The organism is Vibrio sp. TRT 2004 (genome assembly GCF_050113735.1).
Taxonomy (GTDB): domain Bacteria; phylum Pseudomonadota; class Gammaproteobacteria; order Enterobacterales; family Vibrionaceae; genus Vibrio.
Genome location: NZ_JBNJOH010000002.1, coordinates 66,231 through 82,817, shown reverse-complemented (window position 1 = coordinate 82,817; position 16,587 = coordinate 66,231). Strand labels below are relative to the sequence as shown.

10 protein-coding genes and 2 pseudogenes are annotated in these 16,587 nt (G+C 43.4%); 4 read left to right on the top strand and 8 right to left on the bottom strand.

What is annotated here, in order from left to right; genetic code table 11:
• Window positions 1-47: 47 nt before the first annotated feature.
• The 6 genes from ACQEXR_RS01365 to ACQEXR_RS01340 form a co-directional block, all read right to left on the bottom strand.
• Window positions 48-338 carry an MIT C-terminal domain-containing protein gene (locus ACQEXR_RS01365; protein ID WP_427019673.1) on the bottom strand — a complete coding sequence of 97 codons (291 nt, stop codon included), beginning with the start codon at window positions 336-338 and terminating at the stop codon, window positions 48-50.
• Window positions 339-447: 109 nt separating this feature from the next.
• Window positions 448-3,810 (bottom strand): DEAD/DEAH box helicase, encoded by a 3,363-nt coding sequence (locus ACQEXR_RS01360; RefSeq protein ID WP_427019633.1) that lies wholly within the window; start codon window positions 3,808-3,810, stop codon window positions 448-450.
• Between the two features lie 280 nt (window positions 3,811-4,090).
• Window positions 4,091-7,345, bottom strand: coding sequence for a type I restriction endonuclease subunit R (locus ACQEXR_RS01355; protein ID WP_427019632.1), 3,255 nt, complete (start codon window positions 7,343-7,345; stop codon window positions 4,091-4,093).
• Window positions 7,342-8,640: an FRG domain-containing protein gene (locus ACQEXR_RS01350; protein ID WP_427019631.1), complete on the bottom strand. Its 1,299-nt coding sequence runs from the start codon at window positions 8,638-8,640 to the stop codon at window positions 7,342-7,344. Before ACQEXR_RS01350 ends, ACQEXR_RS01355 begins: the two co-directional genes overlap by 4 nt.
• Window positions 8,641-8,642: 2 nt before the next feature.
• Window positions 8,643-9,869 carry a restriction endonuclease subunit S gene (locus ACQEXR_RS01345; protein ID WP_427019630.1) on the bottom strand — a complete coding sequence of 409 codons (1,227 nt, stop codon included), beginning with the start codon at window positions 9,867-9,869 and terminating at the stop codon, window positions 8,643-8,645.
• Complete coding sequence (locus ACQEXR_RS01340; protein WP_427019629.1) at window positions 9,859-11,562, bottom strand: type I restriction-modification system subunit M; 1,704 nt, start codon at window positions 11,560-11,562, stop codon at window positions 9,859-9,861. The genes ACQEXR_RS01345 and ACQEXR_RS01340 overlap by 11 nt, the downstream gene beginning before the upstream one ends.
• Window positions 11,563-11,672: 110 nt before the next feature.
• Here ACQEXR_RS01340 and ACQEXR_RS01335 point away from each other — a divergent pair.
• The 4 genes and pseudogenes from ACQEXR_RS01335 (at window position 11,673) to ACQEXR_RS01320 (ending at window position 14,435) form a co-directional block, all read left to right on the top strand.
• A pseudogene (locus tag ACQEXR_RS01335) lies at window positions 11,673-12,261 on the top strand (tyrosine-type recombinase/integrase).
• On the top strand, window positions 12,258-12,440 hold the full coding sequence (locus tag ACQEXR_RS01330) for a hypothetical protein (RefSeq protein ID WP_427019628.1): 183 nt from the start codon (window positions 12,258-12,260) through the stop codon (window positions 12,438-12,440). Before ACQEXR_RS01335 ends, ACQEXR_RS01330 begins: the two are co-directional and overlap by 4 nt.
• 56 nt (window positions 12,441-12,496) lie before the next feature.
• A complete protein-coding gene (locus ACQEXR_RS01325) occupies window positions 12,497-13,234 on the top strand; it encodes a hypothetical protein (RefSeq protein WP_427019627.1) in 738 nt (245 codons plus the stop codon).
• A gap of 211 nt (window positions 13,235-13,445) precedes the next feature.
• Window positions 13,446-14,435 carry an Abi family protein gene (locus ACQEXR_RS01320; protein WP_395207208.1) on the top strand — a complete coding sequence of 330 codons (990 nt, stop codon included), beginning with the start codon at window positions 13,446-13,448 and terminating at the stop codon, window positions 14,433-14,435.
• A gap of 113 nt (window positions 14,436-14,548) precedes the next feature.
• Here ACQEXR_RS01320 and ACQEXR_RS01315 read toward each other — a convergent pair.
• Together ACQEXR_RS01315 and ACQEXR_RS01310 are read right to left on the bottom strand one after the other, a co-directional pair.
• Window positions 14,549-14,773 (bottom strand): annotated as a pseudogene (locus ACQEXR_RS01315) (IS110 family transposase); the annotation flags it as partial.
• Between the two features lie 231 nt (window positions 14,774-15,004).
• Window positions 15,005-16,429: a ubiquitin-like protein gene (locus ACQEXR_RS01310; RefSeq protein WP_427019626.1), complete on the bottom strand. Its 1,425-nt coding sequence runs from the start codon at window positions 16,427-16,429 to the stop codon at window positions 15,005-15,007.
• Window positions 16,430-16,587 lie beyond the last annotated feature (158 nt).

Here is a 16,587-nt window from a genome sequence, read left to right as displayed (position 1 = left end):
TCCCTTTATGCCCTCTGACGTTGTGGGTCTTCTTAAAAAAGAGTCTATTACGCTATTTTGATATATGTAACTTCAAATGCCTTGCGCGCTCTGTGCTTCTGTAATCGATTCGTAAGGCTGAAAGCGTCATTTACATCGTACAGTTGATAAATATCTAGACCTCGGTCGAGGGATATCTTCCACCCAGTATCAGTCATGATATGCCTTGCATGCTGACTACCCGATGTATCAAATGAATAAGCAAACTTAACACCTACGGCAAATAGTGAAGCCTGAATTTTCTCAAAGTATTCGCATTGTTGTTCGCCTTTGAACTTGCCAAGACACGTCTGTCCTATTTAGGTTGTTAGTAGCATTTCATAACTATCAATACGATGATTTCTTGAACGATAGCTTAACGCTATGTTGATAATCCAGTAACTCACAGAGCATAAGGCAAACACTCACCTAAGGAGTAGGTGATGTCTCTTTGCATTGTGTGGGACTCTCGTATTGCGAATAAGCATCCGTACTAAGGTGATTCAACTTTCTGTATGTTTTGTCAAAATATCGCTTGTCGGACCAAACCCGAATATCACCGATAACAAACAAGTGTTTTTTGGCTCGGGTAACCGCTACGTTCAACAAATTTGGTTTTGAAGAAGCCCAAGATGCCCCGCCACTATTTTTAGTGTCGCAGCCGAGAACCAAAATAACGGTATCATTCTCCTTGCCTTGGAAGGTGTGCACCGTCCCTACGTTGTTATTCAAAAAGTTATTAAACTCCTTGTTATTCCAACTCGAGTTGCTAAGCAGCTCAGACTTGCTACGCCTCAGATCTTCTTTCAACTCTTTTCTTACCGCTTTAAATGGTGTTATTAGATAGATGCTGCTTAAGTCGCCATTTTGCGCTGCCAATTCGAGTAAAAGGGCTTTAACATCTTCACCCAACTCACGTTTATACTGTTTGAGTACACAGTCTCCTTGTGAGTCATTCCAGCGATTTTGCCCTAAAGCCTTATGAGCTCTTGGCTCAACATCTTTATTGTTGTCAGAGCCATGTATCATTCGATTGTTATAAGCTATTTCATTCGAAATGCTAAACATGGGCTCAATACATCTACGATGTACCCATAACGGTATACCTATCCATTGTTCTTCACCATCCATATCAATCATGCAGCCATACGGATTAACGCGATCAGCTAACGTCTGAACTGACCACATACAAGGGTCCCACTTCTCTGATTTCTCTTGCAACTTAGATTGCATTAAGTAGTCAATCAGCTCTGGTGGAGATGTAAACACAGGTTCAATTTGCAGAGGGTCTCCAACCACCACAGCTCGCTTAGCACGAAGCAAACCACCTACCGCAGATTGTGGTACTGCTTGCCCTGCCTCATCAATCATGAGCCAACCTAGAGATTCTGGCGGCAGCTTAGAAAACATGTTTCCCAATGAAGCAAAAGTCGTCGAAACCACGGGAACAAACATAAAGAATATCTGCCAAATCGCCAGAGCATTCTCGCGACTCTTCCCTAATACAACATCACTCACTTTATGTATCTGAGATCGAAAACTATTCAGATTGCTAGCCTCGATCAACCAAGCCTCGTGCAGTTGTAACGCAGCCGAGTAGATGTCAGACCGCAATTCATTAATAGTCTCATGCTGCCAGCATGCGTGCCTCTGCCTATCATGCCCCTCGATATCATCAGTCACTTCCGGTAAGTGATACCCCTTAAACTCAGTTTTATAGGCATCTAACTGTTCTTGGAGCTTCCTTTTTTCTAGCTCTTTAGATTGAATATCCACCTGCTGCTGTGAAATTTTCTTTGTACACCCTTTTATCTCGATTTCTTTGGCTTCAACCTCACCAACAATCAACCGGATAGATTTTTTTACATTTTCATACGCACCGAGTTTTTGAGATAGTGAAGCCTTATATTGTTTATTTTTCTTAGTGTTAAATAATCGACTAAACCAACCAGGCGAGTTAACCTTCAATAGCTCAAGGGAAATCGAAATTTCTTCTTCCCTTCTCACTTCAGCATTTCTTGTTGAACTAAGGACATCTAGCTCTACAGAGAGCGCATGGGCATCGTTTTCTAGCTGATTTAGAACTAGCTTCATTTGATGCAAATCAGCATCAAATTGATGTTCATCGAAAGTCTTTTGCAGGCTATCAAAATAGGCTAACTTGTCATTCAACTCATGGAAACGAGATAACTTCTCGTTAAAGCTTTTTTTGGCCGCGTTAAAAAAAGGCCCGGTATAAGTTGAGCGATATTGCCAAAAATTTAGAAAATCTAAAGACGGTTCCCTAACCGCTGGCTCATTGCCTTTTTCATAGTGATATTTAAAGAAAAAGCGATCGAGAAACCTTTGCCTCTTTTTATAAGCTCCCATAGCAGCAGAGATATTTCCCCAGCTCAGTCTTTTGTCATTCAGGGGTTGTAAACGACCTTTCTTTTCATCAGCACTCACTTGATTTGCTACAGAACGAAAAAAACTGGTATTAGCGTATCTGTCAGCTATCGACTTTGCTTGAGGAAGCTCTTTGGAGATATTTTCAACGGCAGCATTGTTTGACGACGCCACAACCATTTCAAAATCAGTGAGTTCTTCAACAAGGAACCCTTCTGAATTTACCCCATCACTAGCTTTCGAAAAGGAAGCCAATACTTTCGCTCTCTCAACAATATTTTGTGCAATGATATCCCGTAATAACGTCGTTTTACCTGTGCCTGGAGGACCATTAACAGAGATCACTCCACCTGTTTTAAGCTCCTTAAATACCGTATTGATGGCAAACTGCTGCATTAAAGACATGTTATGAGCAGGTTCTGTCAGCCACCTTCCTTCTGGTGTTTCTTTGGGGTTCAAGTGATTATGAATCAACGGCATCGAGCCGTTGGTATACAGATCAACATGCTTATGACTGGATTGTCCTAAATAGGTTTGAAGGGGCTGACTGGCCCTGCCAGTGGAAATAGCATTAATAGCCCGCTCTATATCTCGAATATAGAAGCTATTTAGAATAGGTAACTGAGACTCGTCCTCTTTAGATTCATCTTCATTATCGTCTTCAACTTTTATTGGAGCCTTTTTGTTCTCCAATAGATTGTCTGACTTCGCTTCATACTCATAAAAAGCCATCTGAAACGGGTAAACCTTTGAGTTCTCTGAAAGTGACAAATCTTGATTGGAAATGCCAGCCCATTGATAAAGCCCGTCAACCAAGCTCATTAGGCTTTTCACACAAAGAGTATACCTTCCCTCTGCGCTAGAGTGGTTAGGCAAGGTGGTTTCCCAGCGATCCAAAAACTCGTTAAGATCGTCACACCGACTATCAAATCGTTCCTGAGATATACTCCCAGCCCTTCCCCCTAGTAACTCTGCTAAAGCCCACGGTAGCGTGCTTACCGAAAAGGTATCCAACCGAGGGGTACCAAACTCATCCAACATCAGTTTAGCAAAGCAAGACGCTCCCTCATTATCTCTTCTTTGCTCTATTTCTTCAGAGACACAATCCTCCTGGCTGTGGGTAGAAAAGTACTCTGCAACTTTTTTATCTATCGCCGATTTATCGAATAATCCTAGATATAGGGTATAAGTGCACTTTTTGCCAGGGGTAAGTCCGAGTGAGTCACGAACCGCGGGATTTAACCAAGGAAGTAAATGATTACCTTGGGACTGCAATTCGTAACCGGATACGTTTACTGGTGCAATTTTACTGTCATCTTTATCTGGTACCGAGTAGGCTTGAAAAAACTCCACTAAATGCCAGGATTTCAATATATTTATCGAGTCTTCTTTTCTACTATCCACGACTTAACGCCTATCAATACCATCAAATATCATTAAGTTACGATAATATACAGACTGGTTGCATAAGGCGATGAAGAATGACGGAAGAGTGATAGAGTGTGATAACGACCCTAAAAATATCGCAACATTTATCAGCACCGGAGCAGCACTAAGTCACTAACGGCGAGTAGAAACTACCCGACAGAGATACACAACCTGTTGGTGGTATTGACAATGCCATGCAGACAAAGCTGTTTCAACAACACTGATTGAACGCAAGCAAGTTGCGGGTTTAAGCTTTTTACTTATACCAACCGTCAGCGAGCACTTCAGCTTGCTCCAGCACAAGCTTGATTGCCTCTTCTGCCGCATCTGGCGGATATTTCCAACGACGAAGCAATCGACGAACAAGGTTACGCATGCGAGCGCGAACGCTTTCGCGCTTCTGCCAGTCAACCGTTGCAGACTTGCGAAGTTGCTGAGTAAGTTCAATCGCTAAGTTGCGTAAATCATCGTCGCCAAGCTCACGCACTGAAGACTCGTTTTCAACCAAAGCACGGTAGAATGCCATTTCATCGACAGAAAGATTCAGCTTATCTACCATCTCAGCATCTTCTTGCATCTCTTTCGCCCACTGGATAAGTTCTTCAATGACCTGAGCGGTTTCGATGCTGCGGTTGTGGTACTTGTTCAATGTTGTCAAAATGCGGTCAGAGTATTTTTTCTCTTGCACCACATCGTTTTTCATTCGAGCTTTAACTTCATCGCGCAGAAGCTTCTCAAGCAACTCAACAGCAAGGTTCTTCTCTTTCATGTTCTTTACATCTTCTAAGAACTCTTCAGAGAGCAAGCCAATATTAGGTTTATCTAAACCAACCATTGAGAAAATATCATCGACGCCATCCGCAATCACGGCATTATCGAGGATCTGCTTCAAAGCCGTATTACGCTCTTCATCGGTACGCTTTTTATCAACGGTAGAGTGCTTCATGAACGCAGCTTTAATCGCAGAGTAGAAGGCGATTTCATTCTTGTAACCACGCGTTTCATCCATGGTATTACATAACGAGTACGCTTTACCTAGCGCAGCCATCACATCGAGGAATCGACGTTTGCCATCGCGTACTTCTTTGCCTTTGCTATCGGTATGTGACAAACCTGATAGATGGTTTACCGCACCGGGCAGCAAGCGTAAAGCCTCGGTTTCGAAATCAGGACGATAGTTAAATGCCTTGCCATCAACTGGAGTCGCAAACATACCGCGAACGATATCAACCTTTTCCATCAGTACCGAAAAGGCTTCGGCAGTATCGACGGTTGGTTGTCCCTTACCTTGGCTATTGGTGTAGGTTTTCAGTGCGTTTTTCAGCTCATTGGCGATGCCGATATAGTCAACGACCAGACCGCCCGGTTTGTCTTTAAAAACGCGGTTTACGCGTGCGATAGCCTGCATCAGGTTGTGACCTTTCATCGGCTTATCGACATACATGGTATGACAACACGGCGCATCAAAGCCTGTTAGCCACATATCACGTACAATCACCAACTGAAGCTCATCTTGAGTGTCTTTGTATCGCGCCTCAAAGAGCTTCTTGGTTTTCTTATCATGGATGTGCGGCTGCATCTTAGCTTTATCAGAAGCGCTGCCTGTCATGACAATCTTGATTGCGCCTTTCGCTGGGTCATCGTTGTGCCACTCTGGCTTGATGGCAACAATCGCATTGTAGAGATCAACACAGATTTCACGACTCATCGCCACAATCATGGCTTTGCCGGGGAAGGTTTCAGTACGCGTAGTAAAGTGATTCACCAAGTCCTGAGCAACTTGCTGGATTCGAGGCTCTGCGCCGACGAGTTTTTCAAGCGTTGCCCATTGAGATTTAATTTTCTCTCGGCTCGCAGTCTCTTCGTCCTCACCAATCTCATCTTCGATTTGGTCATTTAGCTGCTCGATTTCAGCTTGGTTGATATCAAGCTTGGCTAAGCGAGACTCATAGTAGATTGGCACTGTGGCACCATCATCGACTGCATCTTGGATATCGTAGATAGAAACGTACTCTCCAAATACACCACGAGTGTCTTTGTCGTCCATGGCAATGGGTGTTCCCGTAAAGCCAATGAACGATGCATTTGGCAGCGCATCACGCATGTACTTGGAGTAACCATAAACAAACTTTTGAGAGATGACATTGCCGTTAGCGTCTTTAACGTCTACCAATTTTGATTTGTTGCCGTACTGACTGCGGTGCGCTTCATCCGATACCACGACGATGTTGGCACGCGTTGATAACACTGGGTGCTCTGTTTCATCTGCAAGTAGGGCAAATTTTTGAATGGTGGTAAAGATGATGCCGCCAGATTGACGAGAGAGCAGCAGTTCACGCAGTTTATCGCGCCCGCCCGCTTGCGATGGCACTTGCTTAAGCGTTTCATGCGCCATACCAAAGGTATTAAAAAGCTGACCATCAAGATCATTGCGGTCTGTCACCACCACAATCGTTGGGTTGTTCATCGCAGGCTGTTGCAATAGTTTACTTGCGTAGCAAACCATAGAGATACTTTTACCACTGCCTTGCGTATGCCAAACTACACCCGCTTTACCACTGCCGGGCTTGATTTTATCTAAGCCTTTTGTCGCTTGAACTTGGTACTGCCCCATGCTTTCAGCAACTAAAGGCAGTTCGCCATCGGCTTGTTTCGCACGTACGGTGGCCTCGACTGCCGCTCGCACGGCGTGGAATTGGTGGTAACCTGCAATCTTCTTGATGACCGTATCATTGTCAGTTTCGAACAAGACAAAATAACGAATATAATCAAGCAGCAAATCAGGCTTAAAGAAACCCTTAACCATGGTTTCAAGCTGGTAATCCCAGAGCGGTTTATCGTCTTCACCAGAAACAGTTTTCCAAGGTAAAAAGCGTTCTTTATTTGCGGTGAGAGAGCCAACACGCGCCGTCCAGCCATCACTCACCACCAAAGATTCGTTGAAAACGAACAGATCAGGAATTTCATCTTTGTAGGTTTGCAATTGGTTGTAAGCATTCCAAATATCCGCATGCTCATCTGCTGGATTCTTCAACTCAACAACTGAAATAGGAAGGCCATTAATAAATACCACCACATCTGGTCGGCGATTGCCCTTAGTACCAGTAATAGTGAACTGATTCACCACCAGAAACTCGTTATTATCTGGATAGGTAAAATCCATTAAGCGAACATGAGTGTGCTTGGTTTTCGTTTCCCCGTCTTCATACACGGTGTACTCAACAGGCACACCTTCAATCAGGTATTTGTGGAAAGCCCGGTTGCTTTTAATCAACACAGGTGTGTCTGGCGTACTGACCGTATTCACCACCACATCCAAGCTCTCTTGTGGCAATTCAGGGTTTAATACCTCTAAACGCTCAAGCAAGCGCTGTTTGAGCACGACTTGGTGGTAATCATCACGCTCAGGGGAATCGCCATCAGGGGCGATGTCGTAGCCATTTTTGTATAGGTAGCCTTGGTCTGTAAACCAGTCAAGACAGAGCTGCTCTAGTTGGTCTTCAGTGATCATTCTCCGCCCTCATTACGCTTGCTTACTTCCCTATCAACCTCTTCACTTTTATCAGCAGCCGTTTTGATCAAATTCTCTGCCGCATCATTTAAGTAGTCATCTGGGAATTGCTGTTTTCTCAAAGCCCTACGCACTACATTTCTGAGCCGAGCTAAAATGGATTCTTTCTTATACCAATCAACCCCCGCCTTTTCATTGATAAAGGAGAGCAGTTCATCAACGACATACATTAAATCCTTTGGAATAACACTTTTTACAACAGACTCATCAATGATTAGTGCATCCAATAAAGCACCTCTTACATTTGCTTTATCCAAGCGATGTTTATTATCACTTTCTAATTTTTCAGCAGGTTGATCTTCAGGTTCTGTAGATATGAGCGAAGGCGAACCTTCTGAATGTAACGAATGCTTCGCTGTTCCCAATATGGCATCTCTAATTAAGTCATTACAATAACCTGAAGCACCTATTAAGTCGGGAAACAAACTGGCATGATGAATATTCATTTTCCGAAGTTTTTTCAAACAAGCCTGCCTTGTGTCAGGCTCATTTGGAATGTGAATTCTGCAAATATATTTTGCCACTTCCGTAACATCATCGATATCTACACCCGATTCAGCTAAATGTTTCTCAAGTGATGACTCCAAAATCTCACCATAGGGCGCAAAACTAAATAAACCAGCTTGGTTAACTAAGCGCCCATGGTCATCAATTGAAGGTTCTACTATTTGTAATTGCTCACCAGCTTGTGGAGCGTCTTCATCATCCCTCAGGTCTTGAATAAATGCCTTATTTAAAATGAATATGGTTCGGCTGTAATTGTTAAGCTCACCAGTATCGCTATCGACCCACGTAGGGTCATCTGCACCTTCAAAAGCAAAAAATAACGCAACATACGGTGACAAACTCCAGTCTAAAAGCGGAGTTGCCAATCCGTGGTGCTGACCAAGTGCCCAAAGCTCAGTATCGCTGTTTAAAACACTTTTATCTTGTAGTCGACCACGTGTCGAGAGCTTAAAATTTCTCAGTTGCTTTGTGGCAATATCTTCTGTTACGGCACCTTGCACCAATCGATCTAATGTTGGCTCTAATTGCCACTTGTAATGCTTCTGCCCACGAAACACAAAATTACCTTCATGATCGTTGTCGCAGTAGAAACGAACAACACGATCATAGTCTTCCCATGACTCGATACGAGCAGAAGGGATAAGACCATCAACTGTCTTGTCAAAAATATCAAATTCGGGCCACCTAGGCAGATTAAGATAGTATTTCCTCTCGACAGAATCAGACATATCTACTCCTTATCTAACTCGATTTCGCCGGAAAGCAATTTAGGAAGTAGTGTGTCGCGCAAAGACTCCAAGCTGGCATTTTGTGCATTGTTGGCATCGACCTTTGACTGGAAAGACTGCATCATTTCTTCAAACTTTTTGAGTACACTTTCACTAGGAGTAATCACATCGAGACGATATGCATTGTTCCGATTTAATCCCGGTACAGCAGCATCCGTGTTCATGTCTTTCAGCCCAAGGTTTTGCAATACTAAGTGGCAATATTTCAATGAATAACCAGCTCTAGGTCTAACGTAGAAGACTGTATCGATTGGATAGAATGCTCTTGGCTCCCAATACACCGAACCAACAGTGCCTTTACGACCAACAATGATTCCGGGGCCTTCGACAAGGCTCTGATTATGGTACCCAGTTAGACCACCCGAACCATATACAGGTACATCGCCGGCCACACGGTCTGTTTTCTTAAGAGCTTTACCGTAGGCTAACTCAAGTACATCTTTGAGTTGCTTAGATTCCCATCCTTCCGGAATCAAACCTAGCTCAGACTCAATGAGCTTTTCTGGGAATAGCGAGGCAGTAGCCGCATCCATACCCTCTGGTTGTACACCATTCATCTTGGCTTTCACTGGGTCGAAATCGACAAACCATGACTTGAAGATGGCTTGTGCTATTTCTTCTAGGGTTTGGTTGGTTTGAATATTGCAAACTAGCTTATTACTTAAAGACTTTAAAATTTGGGCAATCTGCTGCTGCTCATCTAGTGGTGGAACAGGCAAACTGACTTTTCTCAGTTCACTTTGTTTTATCCCTTTGACTGTTGATCCTGATGAACGAGATTCCAACTGATGTTGAACAAAATCACTTTGTAAGGCGCATAATAAATAATCATTATCTAAAAGGCCTTTCTTTCCTCTTAAGGTAACAATACGCTGAGCTAACGCCACATTTGCGCTCGTTAACTGTGCAGTTTCCCCTAAAGGTGCTTCCGTCGTTAGTACCACATCACCAATCTGAGGGAGTCCTCGAACCATCCATGAGTCATAGTTATCTTCTGCAATAAACTCAAAAGGTTCAAGAATGTACCCTCCTTTCACAATTTTTGCAGTGATAAGAGGTATTCCTGATTCTGTTTTCTTAGGCGTTTTACCTCGATAATCAATAATCGCATCCATTGCATCTTCAAGAGGAATTAGATTCCAACCATCAGGTAGCTTATCAAAGCTCATAACCTAACCCCGCTAGGTTCTTCTTGATCTCAGCTTCTAGCGTTGCAGACTCTGCAAACTGCTCGCTTAACTTAGCGGTTAGCGCTGCCATCTTTTCAGCAAATGGAATCCCATCGTCCAGCTCTTCAGTCGCACCAACGTAACGTCCCGGAGTCAGTACAAAGTCATGCTTGGTGATTTCTTCAAGGGTTGCTGATTTACAGAAGCCAGCTTGATCTTGGTAAGCGATGCCATTCACTTCTGCACCCGTTTTCCAAGCATGGTAAAGATCGGCAACTTTCTGAATATCATCACGAGTGAAATCACGTAGAACACGGTCTTTCATGTAGCCAAGGTTACGAGCATCAATAAACAGCACTTCGCCTTTACGAGCACGCAGTTTGCGACCCGCTTTATCGGTGCGAGCAGTTTTGTTCTTGGTTAAGAACCAAATACACGCAGGGATCTGGGTGTTGGTAAACAGTTGACCCGGTAGTGCCACCATGCACTCGATAAGATCATTCTCGATAAGCGCTTTACGGATCTCACCCTCGTTGTTGGTTGTTGAACTCATTGAACCGTTGGCGAGTAGCAGTGCTTGAGAGCCATCTGGCGCTAGGTGGTGAAGCATGTGCTGCATCCACGCAAAGTTCGCGTTACCTGCTGGCGGCTTACCGTATTTAAAGCGAGGGTCGTTATCATCAACGCCCGTATTCCACTCTTTCATGTTGAATGGTGGGTTCGCCATGATGAAATCGGCACGTAAATCAGGGTGCTGTACGTTGGTGTAGGTGCTGGCTGGTTCTTTACCGAAGTCGTAATCCAAACCACGAATCGCCATGTTCATTGCCGCTAGCTGCCATGTGGTGTGGTTGTATTCTTGACCGTAGATAGAGATCTTCTGCTTTTGTGTTAGCGGGTCGATTTCTTTTTGGTTTGCTCTACGCTCAATAAACTTCTCTGATTGCACAAAGAAGCCACCAGAACCCATTGCTGGGTCATATACACGACCTTCAAATGGTTCAATCATCTCAACAATCAGCGATACAATGGACGCTGGCGTGTAGAACTGACCACCTTTTTTACCTTCGGCCAATGCAAACTGACCCAGCATGTATTCGTATACGTGACCGAGGATGTCTTTACTGTTTAGGTCAGCATGAACAAACGGGATAGTCGCAATCAGGTTGATAAGCTCGTTCAGCTTAGATTGGTCAATCTTCAAAGCAGAGTATGATTTGTTCAGCACACCTTTTAGTTTCGGGTTGTCGCGCTCGATGCCCTCAAGTGCGTTATCAATCAGGTGACCAACAGAAGTGATTTTCTTAACCTTTCCATCAATCTCAAGATCAGCACCACCAATCACGCGAGGGCCGTTATCTTGTAAGAACTGCCAACGAGATTCTGTAGGCAGCCAGAACACGTTCTTCTCGGTGTAGAAGTCACGTTGCTCAAGTTCGATAGCAATTTCTTCAGCTAACTCTTCTTCGGAGAAGTCAGCAGGGTCTAGGTAGTATTCGTGATCAGGGTTAGCAAGGTCTGCTTTGATCTCTTCCTGACGCAGCTTAAACGCATCAGAAACGTATTTAACGAAGATTAAGCCTAGTACAGCGTGTTTGTATTGTGCTGCATCTAACGTTGAGCGCAGCTTGTCTGCCGCTGTCCAAAGCTTGCTTTCAAGCTCTTTGAGAAATTGCTGTTCTGTTTGATTCATTGGAAGTTTTCTTGTTATAGAAATATTCCGTCAATCATATCATTAGATGCCGCATTGTCTTTAATTTCTGCCTTACTTAAAGAGCATTTTTATGAAGTAAGGGGCACATTATGGAAGCTTGGAACAAAGGAAAGCGTGTAGGTCAGAAGAAAGCCTTCAAACTAGAAGACATTTGGCGCATCCGTATTCGACTTGAATTGGAAGAGGTCTTGTTTGAGTTGGCATTGTTTAATCTTGCCATTGATAGCAAGCTGAGGTCTTGTGACCTGAGGAACCTCAAGGTGCAAGATGTCAGCCATAGTGGTTGTGTGATGGCGAGAGCCATCGTTAAGCAACAGAAAATCCAGCAAGAAGTTCACTTTGAGATCACACCAAAGACACAACAAACACTTTCACAATGGATCATTCATGGCACCAACAGACTTCCTTTTCCCTAGTCCACGCCGCGAGAAACAACCAATTTCATACCATTACTACACCACGCTAGTGAACCGCTGGGTGACGGATATCGGTTTAGACAAAACGCAATACGGCACACATTCACTGCGCCGAACCAAGGCTTCTTTGATCTACGCTAAGAGCAAGAATCTTAGAGCTATTCAGTTACTTCTGGGTCATGCTAAGCTCGAAAGCACGATTGAATACCTTGGTGTTGAAATTGAAGATGCGCTTAGGATTTCAGAGAGTTGTGAGACTTGAGGAACCACCATGCCCCAGAATGTGAAAACCACTTTGGTTGGGATTGGATTGAAGATGAATGCATTGAGCCAAATGAAGAGATTGACTGCCCGAGTTGTGGCGTGACACTACGTTACACCATTGATGAAGGTACTTATTATGGCGCTCAGCATATGACCGTTGAGGTTGTTGATAATTGATACAAACAGCTAGACTTCAAACCCCATCTAAATAGCCCATTTGAAAGAGAATTTAAATGCAAGAACATCAGCAAAAAATCTACGCCCTCAGAAAGCGCATAGTTGCAATCGAAGGGTTTGACCAAGCAGATTGGATCACTATTGGAGATGCAACTGATTGCCAACACATAATCGAGAGCCATCCTCGCTTGCTACGAGCACTGAGTTTTGGCGACCCTGACTACCCTACTGCTGTAGGTGACGTTCTGAAGAGTATGTTTACCTACCATAGAAATTCTCTTGATGATGTAACGAATTTCTTAGACAGAAATTACCCGTTAACAAACAACGTGTCAGTTTCTACTGCTCCAACAGAGTCAACAAAGTCCATTATTTTTACGCCAAACATTTTTCAAATACCGGGCACTGAGGTTGAGAGTGACCTCGTGTCAATAATGATGCCATTTGCAGGTTTTGACGATGTTCACCAAGGTATTGTTAGAGCATGTAATCAGGCGGGTTACCGCTGTCAGAGAGCCGACGACATTTGGGAGCACTCGACGATACTTCAAGATATCTTCTCCTTAATCTATCGCTCTAAGATTGTCATTGCCGATTTTTCTGGACGTAACCCTAATGTGATGTACGAAGTTGGAATTGCACACACTTTAGGCAAGATAGTAATACCGATCAGCCAAACACTAGAACATATCCCGTCAGATCTTCACGGACACAGAATTCAAACTTATTTGAAAAATGGAGAAGGTATCGATAAATTAGAAACCGCTTTGGCAGCTAAGTTGAAGAGTATCTAAACCAAATAGTCTGAAAAGCGCCGAGTACATCTAAGGCGCTTTTGTCCAAATCCGAATGGATGATAGTTTCCTAACAGCGGAGGTGTCATTTAGGCATTAAGTAAGTTGAATCTCAGCCAAAATTGATTATAATGAGCTTAACAATGGCTTCCTCCAGAACTTCGGTTCGTAAGAGTGGGAGCTTTTTTTTGCCTAAAATTCAGAGATGCGCATGACGGATTTAGTGCCATACAGAAAACCTTACCTTACCAGTGAACAACTTTGCACCAAGCTAGCAGAGCAAGGTTTAAAATTTGAAGATGAACAAGCTAAAAAGTTCGCTGCCAATATCCTAAGTCGTTGTAGTTATTATCGCTTTAAGGCGTATCTATCACCTTTCCAAGATGCCGAAACAAAGATGTATAATGGCGATACATTTTTTTCTCATGGTTACGAACTCTATCAATTTGACGCTGAGCTGCGTAGTTATCTCTTTAATATAATTGAAAAAGTCGAAGTTGGAGTTCGTTCTTCCTTTGATCAATGGATGACAAATCAAACAAACAACCCTTTCTGGTATCTAGATTCAGCCTTGTTTGTAAATAATGGTAACCAAGTCAAAACCGTTAGCCGAGTTCGCGATATGTTCATAGGCTCACAGGAACTTTTTGCACAACATTACCAAAAAAAGTATTACAACGAGTTTTGTCCATTCTACCGAGATCTTCCTCCGGGTTGGGTAGCTATTGAACTGATGACATTCGGCAATCTAGTAAATCTGATGCAAAGCTTAAGCCTTGAATCTGTTCGCGATTTAAAACTAGACCGATTTGCGAAGAAAAAACTCGATGTTGAAAATTTCACTTCACTTTGCTCATGGATGGTAGCCCTACAACAAGTTCGCAATCATTGCGGCCATCACACGCGCCTATTCTCACGTAACTTACCTGCACCAAACGGTATCAAGCGTATTATGAGCAACGGTATTCCTTTAGTAAGAACTCGACCAAACCCTAACAAACGGGAAGAAGATCAGTTGAACCGCTTATATACTTCGGTAATTGCGTTACAACGAATATACTCAGGGCTTAAATTCGACGAAAAGCTTGGACCTGCGTTAGCCCACTTATTTGATAAATATCCGATAGCCAATCGTTTCATATCTGCAATGGGCTTTCCTGCGGAGTGGAAGCAAGAACCTTTGCTTTTCGAACTTGATTAAACCAGTCTTGAAATCTGAGTTTGATGACCTTTATCTAAGGCGCTTTTGTCCCGGAACGAGGCCGAAACTAGGTTGTGATTAAAAATTAGGTATTTATTAAACCTTGCAAGGACAGGTACGAGCTTCACCGTATGCCCAAGCTTTTCAATTGCACGCCCCCAATAATTTGAGCTGTAACAAGCTTCCATCACAACAGTGGTTGGAGCATATTGCCTTAACGTGTCCAACAATCTATTTCGGCGTACTTGGCAATTCGAAACCGGTCTGTTTTGTCGGTCGAATACAGCAATCTGAAACACATTTTTTGCTAAATCGATACTAATAAGCCTATATTTCATGTTGGTCACCTTTATCCTTGATTCTGTCAAAAGTTAATCATGGCACATTGCGATGCCGAGATAGAGGTGACCATCTCATCACACACCTTAGAACCCGTCAACGAGAAGGGGATGATGCATTACCCCGTTTGTTGATAATGGGCCGTGGGTGTATTGGGCAATTAAAAAGACGTCCGTGGACGTCTTTTTAATTGAAAGCGGGCGTTGAGTGAGGAGCCTTGCTGTGTGGCATCACAAAGGGATGTCAAAGGACAACAGCACCTCTCCCGTAGTCATAACGGGAAGTGAGAATCCTGCACTAATACCCGAGTCTCGGTGAGTGAATCTGGTGCCAATACTGGCATATTGAGGAGAAAATTGTTGCGCAGAAGACATTTTACTCCATGTGCTGATGGTCAGATCTTGGTTAAACTGAGCGGTATACTCTAGCGCAAATTGAAGTTGCTTGGTGCGTATCGTCTTGCTTTGTGAGTACTCATATTCAAGATGAGAGATGAAAGACTGCCACTCCAGACTCATTTTCATCAGTGTTACCAATGCATCGTAGTCTTGGTGTGTGCCGCTTAAGAGCCCTTTTTGGTATTTCACCCCGAAAACGCTGTCTAAAAGGAAATCTTGATATTCAAGGCTGTATTTTGCATCACTACCAATACGAAGCAAGCTGTTACGAAACGAGCTTTCATCGTAAAAAGCATTACTTGAATCTGAATAAGCCTCTAGTGTTTTGTGTGTATAGAGCCAATCTGAGGTCACAAATAACGCCAACGGGATACGCTCAGCATTAAACATCTCTTGCTGTATTTGAGCAGAAGCTAACCATGTACTCGCGTCGGTCTTACCTTTCGCTGAATTGGATAGTGACTCAAGCTCAATGCGACTTTGTTGGTTGCCAACCGCAAACTCAATAAACAGAGTGTCATCAACCCAGGCTTGAAAATATGGCAAAGCGGAAAAACCGGTTTCACTCGATTTGGCGGTATTTTCAGCCGACAATTTAGTTTCAAACACGCCCAAAGCGATCCCTGATACAGAGGTTGAGGTGACGGGTGCGTCCATGCCAAAGACTAAGTACTTAGTCTCTGCGTCATACCCAGCCACAGAGCCGACACGCTCCTTCACCGTCTGTTGCGCCGTGAAACTAGACCAAATACGAACACCACTATCAGACGTTCGATTAGCTATATTGAAACTACTTGATGAAAGATTGGATTGACTCTTAATCGGTTCAGTCGAAGGCAACACGGCCAACAAAAGGTTGGCTTGTTGCGTCGCGTTAGTTGCGATGTGTTGCTGAACAACCTCATGAGCGCGAGGAGTGTCCTGAACGCTATCACGATCAGGATCGATAGCTGGAGGTTCAACCGGATCAGTACTTATTAACGTGACCTGAAGAGTGGTTTCTTTTTGTATATTGTAGTCAGAAAGGGTTCTGCCATCTTCAAGCACAAGACCAGAAAACATCAAACTCTGGCTATCAATCGCTATGCCTTCTTTATCTTCAATTTTGGCTTTTACATTTTCAACACTATCGGACGCTTCAACATCCAAGGTGATCGTTTTTCCACTAGGCACTTTAACAAAAATCTGCATAGCAAATGCAGGAAGGGGCGCGAGTAGACAAAGCATTGAAACAACAACACTAATAGTTTTTTGCATTTTATGGATCTCAAATCATCAAGCGAGCGTTATAGCTCTGACCAGTTATAAGGTGCGAAGTATATAGAACTCTCGTCACTATTAACAATTCATTCAATAATTCGTATTGTGTGGGGTGTATCAGGATCAGAACAGTCGTGCTCGGTAGGTAACGGAAC